We start from the raw sequence: 24070 nt of genomic DNA, 5'->3' as shown, positions 1-24070 counted from the left end.
TGACAATGCAAACATTAGCAGAAGACACCATACTTGAAAAACTCAATCAGCAAGCTGATATACACAGCTTGCTAAAGGTTGCGATCAATTTGATTAATGACAGTGTCAATCAATTGATTCTAAAGGTTTTTCGTAAAGAGCCTCATGCTATCAAGTTTGTTATTCCATCATTGGTGGGCAAGAATGGCCCACTTAATGATACCTCTGTCTGTTTGAAATTACTTTATGCACTAGGCATCATCACGCGTGAAGATTATGAAGATATTGAATTGTTAATGGCAATTTTAGATGAGCTAGAACAAGACGATAAAAATTACACCTATCTGGATGACGAAATCCTAGGTCCAATCAGCTTACTGCACGACATGATCCTTCCCCCTAACTCTCCATTAAATAACCCGCAAGAGAACGGTATTGTCGATACCTTAAAATCATCCATGTACCAAAACCGTTATCAACAAATGATTCGCTCAGCGTTGATCATCGCCATTACAGATTTAACCTTACGTATCGTAAATAAACAGAAAATTGATTATTTCCCTGAGTAATATTAATTTATAAAGATGAATTTTAAGTATTAATATAAAAAGGATGTTAAGTGAATAGTCAAAAATTGGGCGATTTTGAAGCTCAAAAACCCCGCTCCTCAACTTTTTTTGATTGCTTTTTGGTTAGATTGGCTGTTGTTTAGGGCAATCATTTCCCACTCTGGTAATTAGTCGGTATAATGCCTGCAATTTTATTGTTAAGTGGATTATGCATGAAAACGCTATTTGCCAGCACATCACGCGGGCTTGAAGAGTTATTAAAAAAAGAGTTAGAAAATATTGGGGCGAATCATTGTCGGGTGGCGCAGGGTGGTGTCTATTTTGATGCTAATGAGTCAACTATGTACCAATCGTTATTGTGGTCTCGTTTAGCCTCTCGTATTTTATTGCCAATTGCCGAGTTTGACATCTATAGTGATTTAGATCTTTATTCATGTGTGATGAACATCAAATGGACCGATATCTTCGCGGTAGATAACTCATTTGTTATCAACTTTGTTGGTGTTAATGACTTTATTCGTAACAGCCAATATGGTGCGCTAAAGATCAAAGATGCCATTGTTGATCACTTTATGCGACAAACCAATCAGCGCCCAAATGTTGCAAAGCAAAATCCTGATGTTCGTTTACATGCTTATCTTAGCAAAAATCGAGTTACACTATCATTAGATCTTAGCGGTGAAAGCTTACACCAACGTGGTTATCGCCAACAAACAGGGCAAGCACCGTTAAAAGAGAGTCTAGCGGCGACTATTATTCTCCGTTCTGGCTGGCGGTTTGATGAGCCACTTATCGATCCAATGTGTGGTTCAGGAACGTTATTGATTGAAGCTGCGATGATGGCGTCTAATATCCCGCCAGGACTGCTACGCAAACAATGGGGATTTTTTGCTTGGAAAGAATTTAACCCAACACTTTGGAATGACTTACTGTTTAGCGCTAAGCATAATGTAAAAAAAACTAACACGATTTTTATCGGTTATGATAATAACCCTACAGTACTGGAGCGAGCCAAACAAAATGCGATCCAAGCAGGAGTTGGTGATTTAATTACGTTTGCATTGCAGGATGTGACACAATTAACCAATCCTCTTGATCACCATATACATGGCATGATCATCAGCAATCCGCCTTACGGTGAACGGTTAGAAAGCGAACCAGCACTTGTAGCTTTACACTCAGCTCTTGGTCGCCAAATTAAACAACAATTTGGTGGGTGGAGATTATCGTTATTTAGTGGCGCGCCACAACTTTTAGATTGTTTACAAATGCGTGCTGACAAACAATTTAAAGCCAAAAATGGCCCTTTAGATTGTCTACAAAAAAATTATTCGATTGCGGATCGTCAAGTGGATCAGGCGGTCATATCAACAAATTTACCAGCTGCCGACTTTGCCAATCGTTTACGTAAAAATTGTCAAAAATTGGAAAAATGGGCCAGCCAAGAACAACTTGAATGTTACCGTCTTTATGATGCTGATTTGCCGGAATATAATGTGGCTATCGATCGTTACAAAGATAAAATTGTGGTACAAGAATACGCTGCACCTAAAAATATTGATCCACAAAAAACGCGACAACGACTGTTTGATATTATTAATGCTACCATGTCGGTATTGAAATTAACCGCCGATCAATTGGTACTAAAAACCCGTGAAAAGCAAAAGGGAAAACAACAATATCAAAAACTTGGACAAAAACAGGATTACTTTTTAGTTCATGAATATCCAATTAATCACAAAAAAACGCAGTTTTGGGTTAATGTGGTGGATTATTTGGATACTGGTTTATTTTTAGATCACCGCTTAGCCAGAAAAATGATCGGACAAATGAGTGCAGGCAAAGACTTTTTAAATCTATTTGCCTACACGGGTAGTGCAACCGTCTACGCAGGTCTTGGTGGAGCAAAATCGACCACGACAGTTGATATGTCACGCACCTATTTAGAGTGGGCCGATCGTAATCTAAAACAAAATGGCTTAACCGGTAAAAATCATCGATTAATACAGGCTGACTGCTTGCTCTATTTATCTCAAGCTGATGAGCAGTTTGATTTAATTTTTATCGATCCTCCAACATTTTCCAACTCTAAACGGATGAACGATACTTTTGATGTTCAGCGCGATCATCTTAAATTAATGAGTGATTTAAAACGATTATTAAGACCAAACGGTGTAATTGTCTTTTCTAATAACAAACGAGGCTTCAAAATGGATGCCGACGGTATGCAAAAATTAAATCTGACGTTTCAAGACATCACCGACAAAACCTTATCGCTCGATTTCAGACGTAATAAACAGATCCACTGCTGTTTTCTTGTTAAACATCAATAATAAAATACCGCCGAAAGGCGGTATAATCTTAGCTTAGCTATAATGTTCAATTCTTTAGGAAAGCCCCACGAGAAATCATGTCGGCATACCCCCTACTCCATCATTCCATCTTCGCGTACACTAGATTATGCCATTAATTATCTCTAATTTATAAAAAGACAACCTTTTGCACAACAATCTTATTTGGAGTAAATAAATTCTTTATTATCGTTTCCTGCACTTACTTTTTGTAAATATATTGGAGCTTAAAATCTTTTTTAAAATCAAAAAAGGTTGAAGATTTTGAGCAAAAACTGATGTCCTTTTGGAGGACATCAGAAAAATAAAAATTAACGTACTACTAGCACTGATGTTTGTGCACCTCTCACTACACCAGAAGCATTTGATCCAAGTAGATGTGTTGAGATATTTGGGCGTCTTGACCCTATGATAATTAGATCGGGCTCAATCTCTTCCGCTAGATGTAAGATCTCATCTCGTGGATTACCAAACGCGATTGAAAAAGATAAATTTTCTTTTGGTAAATTAATTGAGTCAATCAAGCGATGTAGCCATTGCTCTGTTTGTACTGTAGCTTGATCTTTAAACTCATCAAAACCAAATGAGTAAGCATTTACAATAGCCGATGCAACCGGTAAGGTATGAAAAAAGATAACTTGCGCATTGGATAACTTCGCTAAACACTCAACATGTGGGATCACTTTTTGAGTGAGTTCATCTTCAAGGACATCAATCGGAACTAATATTTTTTTGTACATACCGCCTCCTCATTTTAACTTATCTTTCTTAATTAATTTAAGATGGTGTTAATTTTAAATTAAATCTAATATTGTTATCCTAACGCTAATTTAAAATATTGAAATAACTTTTTTGCAAAATCATGATGGAGATCAACTATGGATAATATTATTTATCGCCATGACATCAAACCCAGTATAGAACAAGCGACATTATTATATTCTCGCTGCTCATTGGCGGAACGTCGACCAATAAGTGATAAACCTCGTTTTCAAGCAATGTTAGATAATGCTAATTTAGTCATTACCGCATGGCATGATCAGAAACTTGTCGGTATTGCCCGCTGTTTAACTGACTTTGTCTACATAACTTATTTAGCTGATTTAGCCGTTGATGAAGCTTATCAAAAATCAGGTATTGGTAAACAGTTGATAAAAGAGATTCAAATTCATACCGATAATCAATGTGCAATTACTTTGCTTGCAGCACCTCAAGCAGTCGATTATTATGGTCATATTGGTTTTAATGCTCATCCTTCCGCATGGATTTTACAAGAACAGTTAAAATGAAAATTATCCTAGCATCAACATCACTTTCACGTAAAAAAGTACTTGAAAAATTAGCTATTCCTTTCGATTGTGTGCCACCGATTTGTGATGAAACACCTCTACCAAATGAAAGTGCACAGCAGCTGGTGGTACGATTGGCTAATGCTAAAGCGCAGTCATTGGTGGCAAGCAATCCTGATAGTTTAATTATTGGTTCCGACCAAGTAGGTGTTTTAGATGGAAAGATTGTATGTAAACCCCTCACTATTGAAAACGCTAAGCAACAATTAAAAAATAGCAGTGGTAAAGCGTTTTACTTTTATACTGGAATGACGGTCATTAATACTCACACAGGCCAATCGCAAACGATTTGTGAACCGTTTAAAGTCACCTTTCGTCAGTTAACTGATGCAGAAATCGATGCTTATATCGCTAAAGAGATGCCACTACAATGTGCTGGCAGTTTTAAATGTGATGAGTTAGGGATTACTCTTTTCGATAAGCTTGAAGGCGATGATATAAATTCTTTAGTCGGATTACCGCTAATAAAGTTAAATAAAATTATGATTGATATGGGCTGTAATCCGCTGTTTTTATAATTGCTGATAATGACAGAGCCGAATTTAATCGATTAACCGCCCCGCTGACATTTTTAATGTTTTTTGGCTGTAACTTGCTACATCATTATCATGAGTAACAATCAATAGTCCTGTGCCTTGTTGATGAATATCGGCTAATAATGCCATAATTTGTGTTGAACTTTCATCGTCAAGATCGCTGGTGGGTTCGTCGGCAATGACTATTTGTGGCTGGCAAATTAGTGCACGTAAAATAGCTATTCGACGCATTTCACCACCTGACATGTTGGCTGGATAAGCATCTTTTAAATAGCTAATTTGGGCTTTTTCTAGCAATTCCATTGCAGAATTTAAGCTCGATTGGTTTTCACGTTTCGTTAAAGAAAACGGTAAGCGAATATTTTCCAGAGCAGTTAAATTAGGTAATAAACTGCTGCCTTGTGGAATGTAACCAATATTTTGATTACGAAATGCTGATACTTGTTTGTCATCAAGATCGAATAAATTGGTGCCGTTAATCGTGATTTTACCTTGAGTAGGCGTTAACAACCCAGCAATCATATTAAGCAGCGTCGTTTTACCACTACCTGATTTACCCATAATGCTGATAAAGTCACTTTGTGCCATTGAAAAACTAACATTATTCACCGCTGAAAAGTGTTGTGATCCGCGCTTGTAATCTTTGCGAAGGTTTTTGATATCCAATAACATTATTCACCCTCTCTTAATGTTTGATAAGTATCAAACTTAGTTAATGATAATGCTGAATATATACTAGACAGCGGACCAATAATTAATGTCAGCAAAAATACGATGAATGCATAAATTAATCCATCTGTAATTGAAATATTCATACATGGCAAACCTATCGTTTGGCATATCAATAAGCTGAAGGCATAAATTAATACGCCAGCAACCACTATACCAGCAAGGCCACCTAAAGCACTAATGATAAGGGATTCTCGCAGTAACATTTTAACCAGATCACTGCGCGATGCACCTAGAATACGTAATAAGCTGATTTCGCGTTTTCGTTCATTAAGAGATGAGGAAAATATTACAAAGATCACAATAATCGCTAACACCCAAAATATTGCCGATAAGCTATAGACAATAGTTGAGAAGCCATTTAACCATTTAGATATATTACTTAACATACCTTTGGTCATCACAAAATCAATATTGTAATCGATAGCATATTTGGGCATGATTTGATTAACAATATCTTTAGACTGATAGTCAGGGTCGACTTTAACAAAAATCGATGACACATAGTTAGCAAAGTGGTCAGTATCGCCTTCAATTAAATTGGCTTCTTTCATAAGCGAATGAGCAGCAGGAATGGTCATAAAAACTGAGGTGTCAAAGCCCATTCCTGTGCTATCCATTTTAGCGGCAATTTTAAAGGGATGATTGAAAAATTTAATTTCATCACCTACATTTGAGGTAATTTTGCTGCCTACCACGACCTGATTGTCTTGCAATGGTTGCTCTAACTGAGTTTGTAGCCAAGGTTTGATTACAAAATCACTTTGCTGATCAAAACCAATTAATTGAACTTTAGAAGTACAACAACCAGCACTTAACGAAGCAATGAATAGTTGTGGTGAGACCGCTTCGATTCCTTTGATATCTTTGATTTTATCAATTAAGTCAGCTTTTAGATAAAAGCTACTTGGTTCGCCTCTTAATAAGGCGACTTCAAGATTTTTTTCATAACCATAAGGCACAATAAGAATGTCCGCACCTAACCGATTAGCCATGCCTGAAATTCCTAAGCTTAGGTTTTTCATCAATACACTACCGCCAAATAGCGTAGCGGAAAAAAGCATAATGATGATAATCAAGCAACAACTTCGAAAAGGTCGTCGTTGGATATTTCGCCATGCTAAATTCGCTATAGTTATTTCTTGCATGTTGGATTTCTCTATAATTGGTGTTAAGGCTGACTAATGCTTTTAATAGTTGCTAATAGTTACTAGCGATTAGCTTGTTTATTTAAATATATCACATTGATAATAGCAACAATCGCTAATACTACTGACAATAATATCAATGCTGGTTTAGCCCCCATATTGCAACGCATCATCTCATTACCGCATACACCAATTAAAATAGTTGGAATCGCAGCTGCTAAGACCGCAGTGCAAGCTATAGCCATACTTAACCCCATACGTACAAATAACGAGCGGCTAAGTAATACCAAGGCACCAATAGCTATCACTAAACTACCAATACCAATTTCCGCCCTTGATGTCCAAAAACATTTCATGATTTTGCCACCAGCATTGTGCATGTGGCCATCCATCGGTGCAGAATGCATAGCATCGGCTGGCATAGATTGCACATCCGGCAGTGGGCAGACGGGTAAAATATAAAGCGGGAATAGAATAAGTAACGCTCCGATTAAGATAAATAGTACAGATGAAACAATGCGATTTTTCATAAATATAGACCTTATAATCATTAATTATTGATAATACTTGCTACTTTACCATGTTCAAGAACTACCGTTGTTTGCGCATGTTTTGATACTTCTGGTGAATGCGTAACAACGATGATTGTGCTTCCTTCTTCGTGAAGTTGATGTAGTAAGTTCATGACCATTGCTTCATTGCTTTCATCTAAATTACCGGTTGGCTCGTCAGCTAAAATCAGTTTTGGGTAATTGATTAATGCCCTAGCAATACAAACGCGTTGTTGTTCACCCCCCGATAATTGACGCGGTAAATGTTTGGCGCGCGCTGCAAGCCCCACACGCTCTAATGCTTGTAAGGCTTCTTTTTCATCTACCATGCTATGATAATATTGTGCCACCATCACGTTTTCTAATGCGGTTAAATAAGATACGAGGTGAAATTGTTGAAAGATTAAGCCGATTTTATCACGCCGAATTTCCGTTAGTTGGGGTAATGAAAGTTGGGTAATATCTTGTCCATCAAGAATTACTGAACCCAGCGACGGTTTATCCATACAACCAATAATATTCATTAACGTGGTTTTACCACTGCCTGAAGGTCCCATAATGGATAGCCATTTACCTTCTTCAACGGTTAAGTTAACTTCTGACAAGGCATGTAAAGAGCCATAGATCTTTGAAACATTATTAACTTCTAGCATATTCATACTTTACTATCCTATTCGCCACGTAAAACTAATGCTGGTTCAACTTCAAGTGCACGTTTTACCGGAATCAAACACGCAATGATGGTTACCACAGCCGAAATGACAATCGTTGTTGGTATCAAATAAAATTCAATGACAATTGAGCGCCCAAATACATTGGCGCTGATTACTTGAGCAAAAATTAAACCACAAATAACCCCAATCACCCCACCAATAATACCTAAAATTAGCCCTTCTACTAAAAACTCTTTGGCAATACTCCTATTGGTTGCACCGATGGCTTTTTTCAGTCCTATCTCTTTGCGACGCTCCATTACTACAGTCATCATGGTAGTGGCCACACAGATCATGGTCAAAATTAACACCACTAAAGTTACTAGGTAGAGTAAAGATGATAGCTTACCGAGCACAGATGCTTCTGATTGCGTTACCCATTTTATAAGATGCGGTTCGATTGTGGTGGAGTGTTCTTTGATGGTTTGAATATAGTGCTGTAACTCATCTTGGGTTGCTGTAATACTAATTTCGACTACTTCAGCTTGATTGCTTTCTTCAAGTAGCGTTTCAAGAACGCTAAGATCGATAAAGATAAAATTATCCTCAACACGGCCTGTTTTCACGATACCAGTAATAGTTAAATCTTCATCAAAGCGAGAGTTTTCTTTAGATTTTCCTGAAATCGGCATGGTGCTACCAATGCTAAGTTTAGCAAACTGGGCTATATCAGTACCGATCATAATTTCATTGGCTTTTTGAGGTAATTCACCTTCTATCTTCCAATAAGGACTGGTTTTGGTGACCTGATCAAATTGTGTGCCAACGATGGTATAGGGTTGTTGATTACTGCGGATAGAGTTATAACGAAAAGGTGTGACACCTAGTACTTTATCTCTCGGTAGTAAATCAACCGCTTTTTTCACCTCAGTCATTGATATGGTAGGTTGATTATTGGCTGGCATCATTAATAAATTTGCGCCATAAGAGCGGAACTCTTGTCCCATTTGTCTTGGAATATCATAACAAAGCGTCACCATACCAAGTAATACTGTCGCTCCAATTGCTACGCCGAGTAGAGCAATAATAATCCTAGAACGACGGCGAATTAGCGAGCTAAATATCGTTTTTAAAATAAAACGTTGGTTTCTATTCATCATCATTTAGCCTCGCTTATCGTCCATGCAATACATCGGTTGGGCGTAAGAACATCATAATACGTAATGCTGGCAAGCTACCTAACAATGTAATCAGGCTTACCATAATTAATACCAATGGAACAATAATCATTTTAGGCTCAACAAACGAACCAAACACCGTCTGGCCAATAATTTGCGCAAAGCCAAGACCAATAAAATAACCAGCCATACCGCCGAATAATGCAATAATCAGTATTTCGCTAAGAATCAACATGGATACCGAGGTATTAGTTGCGCCTAGTGCTTTTAATAAGCCAATTTCAGTGCTACGTTCAATCACGTTAGCAGTAACTAAGTTAGATATCGCCAGTGCCGAACAGATTAACGATAAAATTGTCAGCAATAACATTAATAATTGTGTTTTTTGTAAAATAGAGCCTTCCGATTCAGCTACTTGCATTATCGCTTTTACTCGAATATCTGGCATTAATTCTTCTAATTGATAGGCGATCGAACTGATGTAAGCAGTACAATACCATTTATCCCACTCAGCTCGCGTTAAGCTGTTGGGATCTTGTGCTGCTTTACGGGCTAAATCGTTTTCAGGAGTGGTGAGAGCACTTACTTCAACCCGTTCTACCAACCCTTCTTTGTTCGCCATATACTGAGCAACTGGCAGTGATACATAAAGATCATTGTCTTCAACACCACCACTATGAAAGATGTTATTCACAGTTAGGGTAGTTTTTTTAGTAGCTGAAGTTATCTCAATATTATCACCTAATTTAAGATTCAATTGCTTGGCAATAGTTTCTCCCACCATTACGCCTTGCAAATTATCATCCTTCATGGTGTTGCCTTCAATCGACCACCATGACTTCATGGCTAATATTCCAGTATCAACTTTGTCACCAGTTGGAATAGTCAGATGTTTATTAAACCATGTTCCAACTAGTGTAACCGGTTTATCATTAACCGTAACTTGGGTGGTTAAATAAGGGGCAAAATCAACAATGTTATACGCCCAGAAAATCATTTTAATTTTGACTAAATCATCTTGCTTAATATATGCGTTTTGTTTGTCATCGAGCTGATATAACTCATTAACCATCGACGCACCTTTTGGCACAATGCTTAAGTTAGCGCCATAGGCTTTTAATTCTTGGTTAACTTTATCACCAACGTCAAACATCACATTTAACATGGCAGTCGCAAGTGAAACACCTAAAGCAACGGTTAAAGCAATTAAAAATAGCTTCTTTTTTTGACGAACTAACACGCTAAGTAACATTCTACGAAACATATTTTCTTCCTTTTTATACCGTCTACTTAAAGCGACTCTTTTCTGCTTCAAGATGAGTAGGTCGAATAATCATATTGCCATCTAAAATTTCGTATTTGAGCGGGACAGGATTACAGCCACCAGAAAAACCAATCGTGGCAATGTTCATCACCACATCACACAAAATGCAGACAACTTGATTACCGCGCTGATAGTAACCACTTGCACCACAGATGTCACAAGCATCAAAGCCAACACCATAAGCATTTTCACTTTTCTTTATTACAATAAATCTGATTAATGTTCCATCCGTTGCTTTGTAACCATAACGATGCAGATTGCCATCATTGACTTTATCTAATGGGATTACAATCAAACCATCGGCATTAGGTGTTACTGGCTCAGCCGGGGTTAATTCCACCCCTTTTTCAAAAATATAGCGCGCACGAGTAACGGTGTAAGCGGTGATAGCAATGCCCGCCATTAATAATAATGAGGTCCGACGATCCCGGCGTAAACTTGCTTTCAATTTACGCACTTGGGCAGGATTACTGCCGACTAAGGAGGTAGTTTTGGATTTAATGTATAACAAAATACTTAGTACTAGCACCAATACAATAAAGATAAAGGTAAACAAATTGACATGATCTAAAACGGAAGTCACTAAATCCATCATCCACTTTTGTGGCAAGATAAACCGTCTCACAATTAGGATTCGAAGTAAGTTAATTGCATTTTGTGCAGTAAAGAAAATAATGGCTAGCGATGTAATGGCAATTACAAATCGAGTTGAAAACCTTGTACAAAGCCGATAAACAAACAATCCAATTAAAATACAAACGAATAAAGAAAAACCGTAACCCACCCATTTAAACAGATAATCATTATTGAAAATTGAGTCCATGCCAACATCAAATTCAAATGGGTAAAGCAAAATATTCGGTAGGCTTTGTGAGGTGATAATTCCGGTAGCAATCACTATTAATAAAATATTGAGAGCTTGAGATTTTCTAAAAAATAAACTAATAAGCAATGGAACAACAATGATGCACCAAGCAACATTGGTACCAAGATCATAAAATTCACGAACTGCAATACCCGTATTTCGTTTTAATATTGCATAAATAAACGCGGCTATCATGCCCAATACAAAACCGATGATAAGATGTTTTTTACTTAATTGAATAACTGTCGCACTAAGTAATGCAAACATGATCACTGGTATAAAAGTATTATCGGTAATTTTGATAAGATATTGGAGCATAATAATTGCCTAAAAATTACAACGTCTATTGGCGAGCTGTTATACTCGCCAATATTACAACTAATTATTTATTAATTTAATTCAATTAAAAATAATTATTACCATGCATGAGGGATATAGTTAAAGTCCCAAGAAACTTCAATTGGTTTAGTCCAGAAACGACCTTCAACACCAGTTTCTTTATCAACATGTAATAAATAACCTTGTTTTTCAGGGTTTTCGATAGTAAATGTTACTTTGTATTTACCTGCACCATCTAACTTAATATTGTTACCATAGTGAGGACCATCTGAAGCATTCATAGGCATAAAAGTACCTTCGATAGCTTTATCACTTCCTTCTTTTTGGATTTTATATTTTACAGTTAAGTAAGGCACGAAATCACCAGTACCAAAACCTAAGTTATTACCTTCAGCCGCTGAAATATCAGCTTCAATATGCATATCAGATTTTGAAGCAGGTAAACCACCCATACCAGCAGGTTCCATATCAACAGGTTGGAAATAAACTGCACCAATATGTAAAGGACCAACAGTTACTTCATCACCAATTGGAAACTCTTCGAAGCCTTTTTCTTCACCTGGTGCAGGTGCAGCAGCATAAGCCATTGAAGAAAGTGCAAGTATTGATGAAATACCAGCAGAGACTAATAGTTTTTTCATTGAAAACTCCTTAATTTTGTTTTTCACTTTTAATCACTAATCAATAAAATCATGACTAGTCAATAACAATTTACTACCAATGTATTTACGATTTATCACTAATCATTAATCGTTTTTAATGTTTTATATTAATTATTTCTTTTTATATTTTGTGGAATAGATAATCGACCCTATCACTGCCACTACCATGAACAACTGTGGTAGTAATGTTTCAACTGTTGGATAGATACCCAATATCTCAACCGAATGAACAAAATCGACCGGTGTAACCTGAATAATATCAGCTTCTTGCAACTCTTTTACACCACCACCAGCAAACGCAATCGCCATCAGATACATTAAGGCACTGGTACAAATAAAGAACGGTTTAAGTGGCAATTTAACCGTACCAAAGCGAATAATAACAAACACAAACGCTAATACAATCATTCCCACGCCCAAACCATACCACACCATATCCATATGCTCATTAGCATCTGCTAACATGGCTTGATAGAAGATGATAGTTTCTGCGCCTTCACGAAATACTGCTAAAAAGGCAGCAAATCCTAAAGCAAAACTACTGCCTGTAGAAACCGCATTTTGGACCTTACCTTCCACATAGTTTTTCCATGCTATGGATTCTGACTTAGACAGCATCCAATTACTAATAAAGAACAGCATTACCGTTGCCAATAACATGGCGCAACCTTCCATAATTTCTTGGTTGGCACCGCTTAATCCTACAATTGTATGTAACGCTATCGCCGCTAAAATACTAGCGAACACCGCAAACAAACTACTAAGATAAACGACTTTAAGCATCGGTTTATTATTTGAGCGAACAAGATAGGCAGAGATAGCCGCGATAACCAATATCGCTTCTAACCCTTCTCGGAAAATGATGATAAACGACGCCAAAAAGACACTCCAACCACTCTCTTTTTTACCATCTAACTCGTTGGCATCTTCATGGAGCATTTTTAAAATAACGTCAATTTCTGCTCGCACCGTTTTATTCGGCGCATTTTGTGTCATTAATCGTTTAATTTTTGCAAACTGGTATTCAGTGTCAGTACCGCGCTTACCTGAAATATAAGACATCACTGCGCGCTCAACGCCATGCTTTTCGTAAAATCCAAAGTAAGCATTGTTAACACGGGCTTTAGCACCTTCGACGTCTTTCATAAAATAGATGTTGTAGGCATCATTCAAAATGATATCCATCTCATCAATAATTGCATTCCAGCTTTCATATTTCTTTTCGGCTGCATAAGAAGGGGAACTAAAAACAGCTAAACTTGCAATTAGTAGAACAACTAAAGTTAAATACCTTTTCACTTCCTACTCCTTTATTTTCCTAACAACATAATCCCTATTGGTTTGCTGTTTTCTGGCAATTGTAATGATTGACTAATAAATTCAGGATTGATTGAATGGATATAACGTGTGCTGAGTTTTAATGCTGTCGCCGACAAATAAACATTTTGGCTCATTGCGCCAACAGCAATTTGACTAAAATCATTGGCTTGTTGGGTATCATAATCTTTAAGATTGTCACCATCAGACACAAAAATAAAAATATAAGGTGCACGTTTAGTAAAACTTTGTTTACCGATGTCGCCACGAATATCTTGATTATTGATCTCACGAAGATAGTGCCCTTCCCACTCGTATATAAAGGTTCCCTTTTCACTTGCAACATACAGGCGAACATAAGGTGGTTTACCACTTGCCATTGGTACTGTCCAACCGTTTTTACCTCGATTTAAGCCACTGGCTGCCCAAAGTACACTTGAAAGCTCATCGTCAGACACCATACCTGTTGGAAATCCTCCACCCGGCGTTGAAGCACGCTTTTTAAGACTATCAAATAATCCCATACCCTCTTTCTTTTGTGGGGCCGGTAAAGTGACATCAGCATAGCTATAGGAAAAACAAGATAATAGCAAAACAATGGCAAATCTACGTAACAACATAGCATAAACCTTTCAGCTTTAGGAAATAAAATAATTGTTGCTATCTTATTGCTAATGCTTTCAATTATCAACAATAAACAATAATAATTATCATTAAGCTTGTTACATATAATAAAATCAACGCATTAATATTACCTTGCAATCTACGATTTTTATTTTTCTGATTAAAACGTATATACTGATGCAATATTCCCGTTTTAAGAAAATCTGAGTATCATTAACTATGCCGTTTTCGACTTTAATCGTATTACCACTTTTTATCTTAACTATTACCTTAGCTTCTTTTTTTAAACAAAAAAAATGGCAACTGCTCACTATTGTCTTAATGACCGTCATCATTGTTATGGAACTCACCTCTATCTATTTTAGTGGTGGATTTATTGATTATCAGTTTTACGTGAATTTAAATGTGAATGACATTATTGAAGGATTATTTATCTTCAAGTTACAGGCTGTATTAGTGATTGTAGTCTTTTTAGGATTAGTTTTTATAATTAGTAAATTAGCCAACTTATTTCGCAATAAATGCCGATTGTTATGGCGCTTATCGTTTGCTGTCATCGCAATTGCTTCAATTAGTTATCATAATGGTCCAATTAGTCGCCTCTATGAAATCTATCAAGTCACCTGTGCGCCAAAAGCAACCTTCGAGCAAGCATTACAAACGCTCAATATGAATGATTATGTTGCAAAATCACAGTTAAACAGTCAAAAAGGCAAAAATATTATTGTGTTATCGTTAGAATCTTTCGAGCAAGGATTTTTAGATTTTGCTGATATTACGCCTAATTTAAGACAGCTAAAGCAACAATATACCTTTTATCCAAATATGCCAATGAGTGCAGGTAGTACCTGGACAACCGCCTCAATGTACACTTATATGACCGGTGTACCATTTTTAATTGGTGAACATTCAACATCACCTTTAAAAAACGCTAACTCGACTAAATTAGTCACATTAGGCGATGTGTTAAAACAAGCAGGCTACCAAACTCGTTACGTTATGGCTGGTCCTGAATTTGCGAGCATTGGCCACACAGCAGAAGTAGTTGGAATGCAAGTGGTATCTGAAAAAAACTATCCAGGCAAATACCCAAATGCGCCATTTGGGTTATATGATAAAGATATATTAGACATCGCCGAACAGCAAATACAAGAGATGAAAAATAATGACAAACCATTTGCGCTATTTGTTTCGACCGTCTCAACCCATGCACCAAATGGCTTTAACGATGAACGCATGACCTCTGCTATTAGTCCAAAGCATGACAACATGTCTTTTGTAGCCGCATCTCTCGATTACAATTTAGGGCAATTTATTAACCACCTAAAAGAGCAAGGTTTACTAGACAATACCGTATTTTATATCTTCCCTGACCATTTAATGATGGGTGCGGGTACCGAAACCGTTAAAAAATTGTCGGAAAAAGAACGCAAATTGTACTTATTAACCAATGCGAATAGTGATGATTTACAAAAATCATCCAACCAAACCATTTACCAAATCGACTTACCAAGAATGATTTTGAATGGTGCACAAATTAAAACGAATGCAAAATTCTTAACTGATTACTTAATTGGTGAAAATTTCGATAAAAAGCAATTTATCGAACAACATAAATCAAACATCGCCACGTTAAACAATGCAGCACAAGAGCAAAAATGACAGTCGATACCTTAATTTTGGTCATAACCATTAGTTGTTTAGGCATGATATCACCCGGGCCAGATTTTTTTCTGGTCTTAAAAAATAGTTTAAGCTATAACCGAAAAATAGCATTAATGACCTGCTTAGGAGTAATTAGTGCTATCGCCATTCATATGAGTTACTGTGTGGCAGGCATTGCTGTATTAATCACCGCCACCCCTTGGCTCTATAATGCATTACGTTATGCCGGTGCCGCTTATTTGTTATGGATTGGCGTTAAAGCGTTACTAGCCAAAAGCAGTGGCACCGCCTATGTTTCCAAACAAACGCAGGAACTGGATGTCACAGCCAAATCTGCGTTTATGCAAGGGCTATTATGTAATTTACTTAATCCAAAAGCCACGCTGTTTTTTCTAGCTATCTTTACTCAACTACTTAATGCCAGCTCAACGATGGTAGATAAACTGGTAGTTGCTTTTATAATCTGGCTTGAAGCTGCAATTTGGTGGCCGATGGTAGTATTCGTCTTCCAAACCCAAATTGTCCAACGTCGTTATTTTAAGTTACAGGTGATTATTGATAAGTTGTTAGGCGTGATATTAATCGTGCTTGGAGTTAAAGTTGGATTAGGATTCTAAAGCTTTAAAAACCCCGTTCCTCAACATTTTTTATTCCAAAAAGTGCGCTCCTCAATTATTTCTTATCTTTTTATTCTAAAAGGCTTTTGAATATTGAATAGTTAATTGCTAGACTATTAATAATTTAATCAATATATATTTTTTAGTTTTAATTTGATGAGTGGCTAAAAATGGACAAATTATTACAATATGGTCGAGAATTACTTGAACTTGAGCTTCATGAGGCACAGAAGCTGCCAGCTCGGCTTGGTGAGAGTTTTGTTAAGGCCTGCCAGTTAATTTTGTCAACAAAAGGCAAAGTTGTAGTGTCAGGCATTGGTAAATCTGGTCATATTGGTAAAAAGATCGCAGCATCATTAGCCAGTACTGGTAGCCCAGCATTTTTTATGCATCCATCTGAAGCATTACACGGTGATTTAGGAATGGTGACCGAGAATGATGTCGTGATTTTGATTTCTTATTCAGGACGAGCTAAGGAATTTCAATTTATTTTACCCATTCTTGCAGCAATGAATATTCCAGTTATTGCCATAACAGGTGGGCTTGATTCCCCATTAGCATTAGCTGCGCAAGCAGTGCTGGATATTTCAATCGAAAAGGAAGCGTGTCCAATGGGATTAGCTCCAACCTCAAGCTCAACTAATACGTTAATGATGGGCGATGCGCTGGCAATTGCCGTTATGCGAGCTCGTGGATTTAAGGAAGAAGATTTTGCTCGTTCACATCCAGCTGGCAGTTTAGGCGCTAAACTATTAAATCATGTAAAAGATATTATGCGTAAGGGTGATTTAATTCCTAGAGTACCACAATCAGCAACAGTACTTGATGCCATGTTAGAATTAAGTCGTACTGGTGTGGGGTTAGTTGCAATATGCCAAGATGATAATAAAATAGTTGGCGTTTTTACAGATGGCGATTTACGCCGTTTGTTATTAAAACATGGTACATTACATGATAATATTGTCGATGTAATGACAAGTCCAGGACATCAAATACCTGAAACTTGGAAAGCGGTCGAAGCTTTAAAATCATTTAATGATCATAATATTACTGCTGCACCTGTGGTAAATAATCACGGCGAATTGGTTGGTGCGCTGAATATTCATGATCTGCATCAAGCAGGTATTAGTTAATCGATTAATAAATACCTGTTGCAAAATGGGGCTATCTATTGAGATAATTACCGACCTAAATTTTTGTCGTTAGACGGAGATCCAAGTAAGTTACACAATTCAATACCGAAATGATGAGTTATTTAAGTCATTATAAATTGATATTGTGTTGTAAATTTTAACCAAAATTAATAGATGATGAAACTACAATGGCAGAAAAGCGAAATATCTTTCTAATTGGCCCTATGGGGGCAGGAAAAAGCACAATAGGCCGACAAATTGCACAACAGTTAGGTATGGAATTTTTTGATTCTGACCAAGAGATCGAGAAACGTACAGGTGCTGATATTGCATGGATTTTTGACTTAGAAGGTGAAGACGGATTCCGAGCCAGAGAAGAGAAAGTCATTAATGAGTTGACTGAAAAACAAGGTATAGTTCTTGCTACTGGTGGTGGTTCAATTTTATCTAAAGAGACACGTAACCGTTTATCAGCTCGCGGTATTGTAGTTTATTTAGAAACTACAATAGAAAAACAGATGGCAAGAACCCAGAAAGATAAGCGTCGTCCTTTATTACAAGGTGGCAATACTCCCCGTGAACTTTACGAAGAATTAGCCGAAGAGCGTGATCCACTTTACGAAGAGATCGCTGATATTACGATTAAAACTGATGAGCAAAGTGCTAAAGGTGTTGCTGGATATATTATTGAAAAAATAGAACAAATTTAAAATTTCAATTTTTTAAATTCGGCTGGCCATGAGGCAATAAACCATTTGAAAGGAGTTAATATGCGTGTAGATAAAGATGATCGTTATATACCAGAACAATCAAGTAAGTCTTCTACGCCTTCTTTTAGTATATCAACTTTTTTTCAGCATTATTCGAAGAAAAAATTGATTATTATGGGATTAGCTTTAGCTATTATTGTCTTGTTGGTTTGCTTTGTGATATCTCGTCCATCAAAAAAAACAACCATACTGACTCCTCCTGAAGTCAATGGTGTTTCGTCGACGCAAACGCCTGATTCAACAATCAGTGGCGATAGTGGGGCGTTAGCGCAAGGTCAACAAAATTCTGCACCTGTGCCACCAGCCCCAATTAATAGTAATGTTAATGAGCACGATAATGGGGTTAGTCAACCTCCAGCATCAACACAGTCAACATCGGGTTCTAGACCAGAGCTGCAACCAACGGGTAACAGTACAACTCAAAATACTAGTGGTTCATCAACTAATTTAAATAAACCAATAAATCCAGATAGAGGCAATCCTACTGTTTCTAACTCAAATAATAGTGTAATAACAGGTAATAATTCAACTTCGATTGCCAAAATTAAGAATGATCAGTTTTCAATTCAACTTAGTTCTTCTAGTTCAGTTGATGGTTTGAAAAGATTGGTTAAAGAACATAATCTTACTAATTACCAAATTTATGAAACCAAACGAAATAATGTTAAATGGTATATCTTAGTTAAAGGTACATATGATTCTGCTGACGAAGCCAGAAAAGCGATCAAATCTTTACCAAGTGCACTACAAAAAGATAAGCCTTGGATTAAATCTGGCGAAACAATTAATAAAGAAAAATCAGCAAAATAGGAGTTTCCGTTGAAGAAGCAACGAGCCTTTTTAAAATGGGCTGGAGGAAAATATGAGCTTGTGGACACAATTAAACAATATCTACCAGAAGGGGACCAACTCATTGAGCCCTTTGTAGGCGCTGGTTCTGTTTTTTTAAACACAAACTTTAAAAGTTATATTTTAGCTGATATCAATCATGATCTAATTGCGTTATTTAGGTTATTACAATCCAATCCTGATAAGTTTATTAATGATCTTAAGCTATTATTTAATCATCAGAATAATCAAGCTGAGGCTTTTTATCAGCTACGAGATGTCTTTAATTATAGTAAAGATCAATATCTACGATCGCTTTTGTTTGTCTATTTGAATCGCCACTGTTATAACGGTTTATGTCGCTATAATAATAGCGGGCTTTTTAATGTACCCTTTGGACGTTACAAAACTATCTATTTTCCTGAGAAGGAGCTCTACTATTTTGCTCAAAAAGCACAAAAAGCTGAGTTTATCTGTACTCCTTATCATGAAGCAATGAAAATGGCAAAACGCAATTCTGTCATTTATTGTGATCCGCCTTATCTTTCTCCAAATGAATCTATCGGTTTTACGGCTTATTATTCCAATAATTTTGGTTTTGAAGAACATAAGCGATTGTCACAATTAGCTGAAAAAATAGCTTATAAAAAAAATATTCCTGTACTACTATCAAATCACGATACAGAGTATACCAGAACGTTATATAGTAAAGCGCGCCATCTTTACCGTGCAGAAATGCGACGCTCAATTAGCTGTGCTGGCGAAGGACGCAAAAAAATTGATGAAATATTAGCCTTGTACCAAAAATAACCTATTTTATGTATAAGGTTTTATTAGTAGAGGTATGTTATGAAAGAGTTTATTATTGCACCATCAATATTATCCGCTGATTTTGCTCGTCTTGGAGAAGATACGCAGAAAGTATTAGACGCTGGTGCCGATGTTGTCCATTTTGATGTAATGGATAACCATTTTGTACCAAATTTGACGATGGGTAGTATGTTTTGTAAGGCTCTTCGTGATTATGGTATTAAGGCTCCGATTGATGTTCATTTGATGGTTTCGCCGGTTGAAGATTTAATTACCTCATTTGCCAAAGCTGGCGCAACTAATATCTCTATTCACCCTGAAGCTACTATTCACCTTGACCGTTCTTTGCAATTAATTAAAGATCATGGTTGCAGTGCGGGAATTGTACTTAATCCTGCAACGCCGTTAGATTATTTAGATTATGTGATGGATAAAGTCGACATTATTTTATTAATGAGCGTTAATCCAGGTTTTGGTGGACAATCATTTATACCAAGTACTCTAAAAAAATTGCAACAAGTTAAACAGCGCATTATTGAGTCTGGCAGAAAGATTCGTTTAGAAATTGATGGTGGTGTTAAAGTTGATAATATCGCTGAAATTGCCAGAGCGGGTGCTGATATGTTTGTTGCTGGTTCGGCAATATTTGGTCAACCGGATTATAAAGCCGTAATTGATGCAATGCGTAAAGAATTAGAAGGTGTTAACCATGGCTAAGTTAAATGATATTCAAGCTATTGCTTTCGATTTAGATGGAACTTTAGTCGATAGTGTGCCTGGCCTTGCCTTAGCTGCACAAAAGATGTTAGCAGATTTGGAGTTACCCACCGTTACTAATGAGCAAGTAAAAAACATGGTCGGTAATGGCATTGATGTCATGCTCGAACGCGTATTCAACGTGATTGGTCGCAATCCGTCTAAAGAGGATTTCAATAAAGCGAAACAGTTGTTTAATCATCATTATGATAAGGTTATGGATGAGCAAACAACGCTATTCCCGCATGTTAAAGAAACCTTAAAAACGCTTTATGAAAATCATTATCCCTTAGCTTTAGTTACCAATAAACCTGCGCAATTTTTACCTGCTTTATTGACGTCATTAGGTATTAAAGAATACTTTTCATTGGTACTTGGTGGTGGTGATGTGATTAAGTTGAAACCACACCCTGCCCCACTTTATCAAGTCATGGCAACCTTTGGATTGTTTAGTGATCAGTTGCTGTTTGTTGGTGATTCAAAGAATGATATTACTGCTGCTAAAAATGCTAATTGCCCGACTGTAGCATTAAGTTATGGTTATAATTATGGGGTGTCGATTGCATCTAGCAAGCCTGATTTTTTATTTGATGATTTTAAAGATATTTTAACCTTATTACCTCAGCCAAAGGCTGATGCAAAAAAATAATGAGTATAAATTAGGAATAAATTATGAGTAAACCAATTGTATTTAGTGGCGCTCAGCCATCAGGAGAACTAACATTAGGCAACTATTTAGGGGCTTTGAAGAATTGGGTGTCTTTGCAAAATGAATATGATTGCGTTTATTGTATTGTCAATCAACATGCGATCACGGTCCGTCAAGATCCTAATAAGTTGCGAAAAGCAACACTTGATACGTTAGCGCTTTATTTGGCGTGTGGTATCGATCCACAAAAAAGTACTATTTTTGTTCAATCACAAGTACCAGCTCACGCTGAATTAGGTTGGGCGTTGAACTGTTATACTTATTTTGGTGAACTGAGTCGTATGACGCAGTTTAAAGATAAGTCATCTCGTCACTCTGAAAATATTAACGCCGGGCTATTTGATTATCCAGTATTAATGGCTGCTGATATTTTGTTATATCAAGCTAATTTAGTTCCTGTAGGTGATGACCAGAAACAACATCTCGAGTTATCACGTGATATCGCTATGCGTTTTAATGCACTTTATGGCGATATTTTTACTGTTCCTGAGCCGTTTATTTCTAAAGTAGGTGCTCGTGTGATGTCTTTACAAGATCCAACCAAAAAGATGTCTAAATCAGATGAGAATCGTAACAATGTTATTGGTTTACTTGAGAATCCGAAAGATGTCGAGAAGAAGATTAAACGGGCAATGACCGATTCAGACGAACCACCTGTTGTACGTTATGATTCAAAAAACAAAGCCGGTGTTTCAAATCTGTTAGATATTTTGACAGGTATTACAGGTAAGCCGATTGCTGAACTTGAAAAAGAGTTTGAAGGCAAAATGTATGGTCATCTAAAAACCGAGGTGGCAAATCAAGTTATCGAGATGTTAACCGGTTTACAAGCAAAATATCATCAATATCGAGATGATGAAAATTATCTTCTTTCAATTATGCAAGAAGGAGCACAAAAAGCTCGCGCTAAAGCAGAGCCTACGTTGAAGAAGGTTTATGACGCAATCGGTTTTGTATAATCTAAAATAAGATTGCGATTATTACTAAACAATATCAAACGGCTTTAATTGATATGAGCTCTATTGTTCTAATAATGAGTTAGCTTGAGGCCTTTTGATTATAATAGGTTTATTATGAAAATTATCATTCTTGGTGCAGGCCAAACTGGTAGTGCACTTGCTGAATATCTAGTAACTGAAAAGCAGAACGATGTGACTGTCGTTGATGAAGATCATGATAAATTGCAATCTTTGCAAGAGCGTTTTGATTTACAAGTCATTTGCGGTAAATCCTCTTACCCACAAGTATTAGAGAGTGCTGGCGCGGAATCAGCCGATATGTTAGTTGCCGTTACCAATTCTGATGAAGTCAATATGATGGCTTGTCAGATTGGGCATGTGATGTTTAATATTCCACAAAAAGTTGCTAGAATCCGTGCTCCTGAATATAACGATGAAAGATACCCATTCTTCAATAAAGATTGTATCAACATCGATCATATTATTGCTCCTGAAAACTTAATTACAAATCATATTAGCCAATTAGTTCAATATCCTGGTGCTCTACAGTTTGCTTCGTTTTATGATAATCGTGTCTGTTTGGTTGCTGTAACCGCTTATTACGGTGGTGCGTTAGTGGGGAGCGAACTGTCCGAACTTAAAGAGCATTTACCACATGTCGAAGCGCGTGTTGTTGCTATTTATCGTCAAAATCGTTTTATTCGTCCAATAGGTTCGACTTTAATTGAAGCTGGAGACATGGTTTATTTTATTACCCCTCCTCTTAACATTAAAGCTGTAACCAGTGAACTACAACGGCTAGAAAAACCTTATAAACGTATTATTATTAGCGGTGGTGGTGGCGTTGCCATTGCTTTAGCTAAACGTTTAGAGAATGATTATCAAGTTAAGTTGATTGAACGTAATGCAGAAAAAGCTGAATTAATAGCTGAGCAGTTAGTTAATACCACCGTGTTACATGGTGAATCATCAGACCAAGAATTATTATCGCAAGAGCAAGTCGAGTTAACCGATCTGTTTGTGGCGGTCACTAGCGATGATGAAGCCAATATTATGTCATCTATGCTGGCAAAAAGAATGGGGGCAAAAAAAGTCATCGTTCTTATCCAGCGACAAGCCTACTTAGAATTGATTAACGATAGTGTTATTGATATCGCGATTTCACCACAACATGCCACTATTTCAGAACTACTAAGCCATGTTAGGCAAACGGGTGTAGTTAAAGTTGTCTCATTACGCCAAGGTGAATCAGAAATTGTCGAAGTAGTTGCTCGTGGTGAAGCGGAAAATTCAAAATTAGTCGGTAAAAATATCAACAGTTTAAAATTACCTTCAGGTGCTACGATTGGTGCCGTGGTTCGTGGTGAAGATGTAATTATAGTAAATACGGATTTAATGATTGAAGATGGCGATCATTTAATAATTTTCTTACCGGATAGACGCGCCATTAGTGATATAGAAAGATTATTACAATAACTTGTTTAATTTTTAAACTCAGTTCATAATAGATTCAATTTTATCCAAATTTGTTATTTAGACTCGGGGTGTTTTTTGTTAGAGCAAAAAACTGAGAATTTACCCGTTGAACCTGATCTGGATCATGCCAGCGTAGGGAAGTCTCTGTCTTAATTACCGCTTTTGACACATTC

General features: G+C 36.8%; 25 protein-coding genes and 1 riboswitch. Of the genes, 14 read left to right on the top strand and 11 right to left on the bottom strand.

Going from position 1 to position 24070, the window contains the following annotated elements; translation table 11 throughout:
- Positions 1–5 precede the first annotated feature (5 nt).
- Both J3U09_RS04005 and rlmKL read left to right on the top strand, forming a co-directional pair.
- Entirely contained in the window at positions 6–548 is a 543-nt protein-coding gene (locus tag J3U09_RS04005; protein ID WP_065563556.1) for an MltR family transcriptional regulator, read from the top strand.
- 212 nt (positions 549–760) lie between these two features.
- On the top strand, positions 761–2881 hold the full coding sequence (rlmKL, locus tag J3U09_RS04000; protein WP_267357198.1) for a bifunctional 23S rRNA (guanine(2069)-N(7))-methyltransferase RlmK/23S rRNA (guanine(2445)-N(2))-methyltransferase RlmL: 2121 nt from the start codon (positions 761–763) through the stop codon (positions 2879–2881).
- 329 nt (positions 2882–3210) lie between these two features.
- On the opposite strand, the gene J3U09_RS03995 is transcribed toward rlmKL, so the two are convergent.
- Positions 3211–3639 (bottom strand): universal stress protein, encoded by a 429-nt coding sequence (locus J3U09_RS03995; protein ID WP_065734636.1) that lies wholly within the window; start codon positions 3637–3639, stop codon positions 3211–3213.
- Positions 3640–3777: 138 nt separating this feature from the next.
- Between J3U09_RS03995 and J3U09_RS03990 the strand changes: the two genes are divergently transcribed.
- Both J3U09_RS03990 and J3U09_RS03985 read left to right on the top strand, forming a co-directional pair.
- Entirely contained in the window at positions 3778–4188 is a 411-nt protein-coding gene (locus tag J3U09_RS03990; protein ID WP_065563559.1) for a GNAT family N-acetyltransferase, read from the top strand.
- Positions 4185–4766: a Maf family protein gene (locus J3U09_RS03985; protein ID WP_267357197.1), complete on the top strand. Its 582-nt coding sequence runs from the start codon at positions 4185–4187 to the stop codon at positions 4764–4766. The genes J3U09_RS03990 and J3U09_RS03985 overlap by 4 nt, the downstream gene beginning before the upstream one ends.
- A 24-nt stretch (positions 4767–4790) precedes the next feature.
- On the opposite strand, the gene J3U09_RS03980 is transcribed toward J3U09_RS03985, so the two are convergent.
- The 10 genes from J3U09_RS03980 to J3U09_RS03935 form a co-directional block, all read right to left on the bottom strand.
- Positions 4791–5456: an ABC transporter ATP-binding protein gene (locus J3U09_RS03980; RefSeq protein WP_065563561.1), complete on the bottom strand. Its 666-nt coding sequence runs from the start codon at positions 5454–5456 to the stop codon at positions 4791–4793.
- Positions 5456–6661 (bottom strand): ABC transporter permease, encoded by a 1206-nt coding sequence (locus J3U09_RS03975; RefSeq protein ID WP_081299563.1) that lies wholly within the window; start codon positions 6659–6661, stop codon positions 5456–5458. The genes J3U09_RS03980 and J3U09_RS03975 overlap by 1 nt, the downstream gene beginning before the upstream one ends.
- A 62-nt stretch (positions 6662–6723) precedes the next feature.
- On the bottom strand, positions 6724–7191 hold the full coding sequence (locus J3U09_RS03970) for a DUF4418 family protein (protein WP_065734639.1): 468 nt from the start codon (positions 7189–7191) through the stop codon (positions 6724–6726).
- Between the two features lie 20 nt (positions 7192–7211).
- Positions 7212–7871, bottom strand: coding sequence for an ABC transporter ATP-binding protein (locus J3U09_RS03965; RefSeq protein ID WP_065563564.1), 660 nt, complete (start codon positions 7869–7871; stop codon positions 7212–7214).
- Between the two features lie 11 nt (positions 7872–7882).
- Positions 7883–9025 carry an ABC transporter permease gene (locus tag J3U09_RS03960; RefSeq protein ID WP_267357196.1) on the bottom strand — a complete coding sequence of 381 codons (1143 nt, stop codon included), beginning with the start codon at positions 9023–9025 and terminating at the stop codon, positions 7883–7885.
- Positions 9026–9038: 13 nt separating this feature from the next.
- Positions 9039–10307, bottom strand: a complete 1269-nt coding sequence (locus J3U09_RS03955) for an ABC transporter permease (RefSeq protein WP_267330489.1) — start codon at positions 10305–10307, stop codon at positions 9039–9041.
- Positions 10308–10329: 22 nt separating this feature from the next.
- The gene (locus J3U09_RS03950) at positions 10330–11550 is read right to left on the bottom strand and encodes a Fe-S-containing protein (RefSeq protein ID WP_267357195.1); all 1221 of its coding nucleotides are present in this window, start codon (positions 11548–11550) and stop codon (positions 10330–10332) included.
- A gap of 98 nt (positions 11551–11648) precedes the next feature.
- Complete coding sequence (locus tag J3U09_RS03945) at positions 11649–12212, bottom strand: iron transporter (protein ID WP_065734643.1); 564 nt, start codon at positions 12210–12212, stop codon at positions 11649–11651.
- A 132-nt stretch (positions 12213–12344) separates the two neighbouring features.
- Positions 12345–13532 carry an FTR1 family iron permease gene (locus tag J3U09_RS03940; protein WP_065563569.1) on the bottom strand — a complete coding sequence of 396 codons (1188 nt, stop codon included), beginning with the start codon at positions 13530–13532 and terminating at the stop codon, positions 12345–12347.
- 11 nt (positions 13533–13543) lie between these two features.
- Positions 13544–14170 (bottom strand): nitroreductase family protein, encoded by a 627-nt coding sequence (locus J3U09_RS03935; RefSeq protein ID WP_065563570.1) that lies wholly within the window; start codon positions 14168–14170, stop codon positions 13544–13546.
- A gap of 223 nt (positions 14171–14393) precedes the next feature.
- Between J3U09_RS03935 and J3U09_RS03930 the strand changes: the two genes are divergently transcribed.
- From J3U09_RS03930 to trkA, 10 genes are all read left to right on the top strand, one after another.
- The gene (locus J3U09_RS03930) at positions 14394–15836 is read left to right on the top strand and encodes an LTA synthase family protein (protein WP_267357194.1); all 1443 of its coding nucleotides are present in this window, start codon (positions 14394–14396) and stop codon (positions 15834–15836) included.
- Positions 15833–16456 carry a LysE family transporter gene (locus J3U09_RS03925; protein WP_220225724.1) on the top strand — a complete coding sequence of 208 codons (624 nt, stop codon included), beginning with the start codon at positions 15833–15835 and terminating at the stop codon, positions 16454–16456. Before J3U09_RS03930 ends, J3U09_RS03925 begins: the two co-directional genes overlap by 4 nt.
- Positions 16457–16626: 170 nt before the next feature.
- Entirely contained in the window at positions 16627–17589 is a 963-nt protein-coding gene (gene gutQ / locus J3U09_RS03920; protein WP_267357193.1) for an arabinose-5-phosphate isomerase GutQ, read from the top strand.
- Positions 17590–17777: 188 nt separating this feature from the next.
- On the top strand, positions 17778–18299 hold the full coding sequence (aroK, locus tag J3U09_RS03915; protein ID WP_065563574.1) for a shikimate kinase AroK: 522 nt from the start codon (positions 17778–17780) through the stop codon (positions 18297–18299).
- Positions 18300–18359: 60 nt separating this feature from the next.
- Complete coding sequence (locus J3U09_RS03910) at positions 18360–19169, top strand: SPOR domain-containing protein (protein WP_065563575.1); 810 nt, start codon at positions 18360–18362, stop codon at positions 19167–19169.
- Positions 19170–19178: 9 nt separating this feature from the next.
- Positions 19179–19997 (top strand): Dam family site-specific DNA-(adenine-N6)-methyltransferase, encoded by an 819-nt coding sequence (locus J3U09_RS03905; protein WP_065563576.1) that lies wholly within the window; start codon positions 19179–19181, stop codon positions 19995–19997.
- A 39-nt stretch (positions 19998–20036) separates the two neighbouring features.
- Positions 20037–20714: a ribulose-phosphate 3-epimerase gene (rpe, locus tag J3U09_RS03900; protein ID WP_065734647.1), complete on the top strand. Its 678-nt coding sequence runs from the start codon at positions 20037–20039 to the stop codon at positions 20712–20714.
- A complete protein-coding gene (locus tag J3U09_RS03895) occupies positions 20707–21402 on the top strand; it encodes a phosphoglycolate phosphatase (protein WP_065563578.1) in 696 nt (231 codons plus the stop codon). The genes rpe and J3U09_RS03895 overlap by 8 nt, the downstream gene beginning before the upstream one ends.
- A gap of 23 nt (positions 21403–21425) precedes the next feature.
- On the top strand, positions 21426–22421 hold the full coding sequence (gene trpS / locus J3U09_RS03890; RefSeq protein WP_065563579.1) for a tryptophan--tRNA ligase: 996 nt from the start codon (positions 21426–21428) through the stop codon (positions 22419–22421).
- Between the two features lie 114 nt (positions 22422–22535).
- On the top strand, positions 22536–23897 hold the full coding sequence (gene trkA, locus J3U09_RS03885) for a Trk system potassium transporter TrkA (RefSeq protein WP_065563580.1): 1362 nt from the start codon (positions 22536–22538) through the stop codon (positions 23895–23897).
- Positions 23898–23951: 54 nt separating this feature from the next.
- Positions 23952–24053, top strand: a riboswitch (TPP riboswitch).
- The last annotated feature ends 17 nt before the right edge of the window (positions 24054–24070 follow it).

The sequence above is a fragment of the Gilliamella sp. B2889 genome (genome assembly GCF_026536885.1).
GTDB classification, from domain to species: domain Bacteria; phylum Pseudomonadota; class Gammaproteobacteria; order Enterobacterales; family Orbaceae; genus Gilliamella; species Gilliamella apicola_E.
The sequence above is the reverse complement of the archived record's forward strand: the minus strand, read 5'-3'. Positions and strand labels throughout refer to the sequence as shown.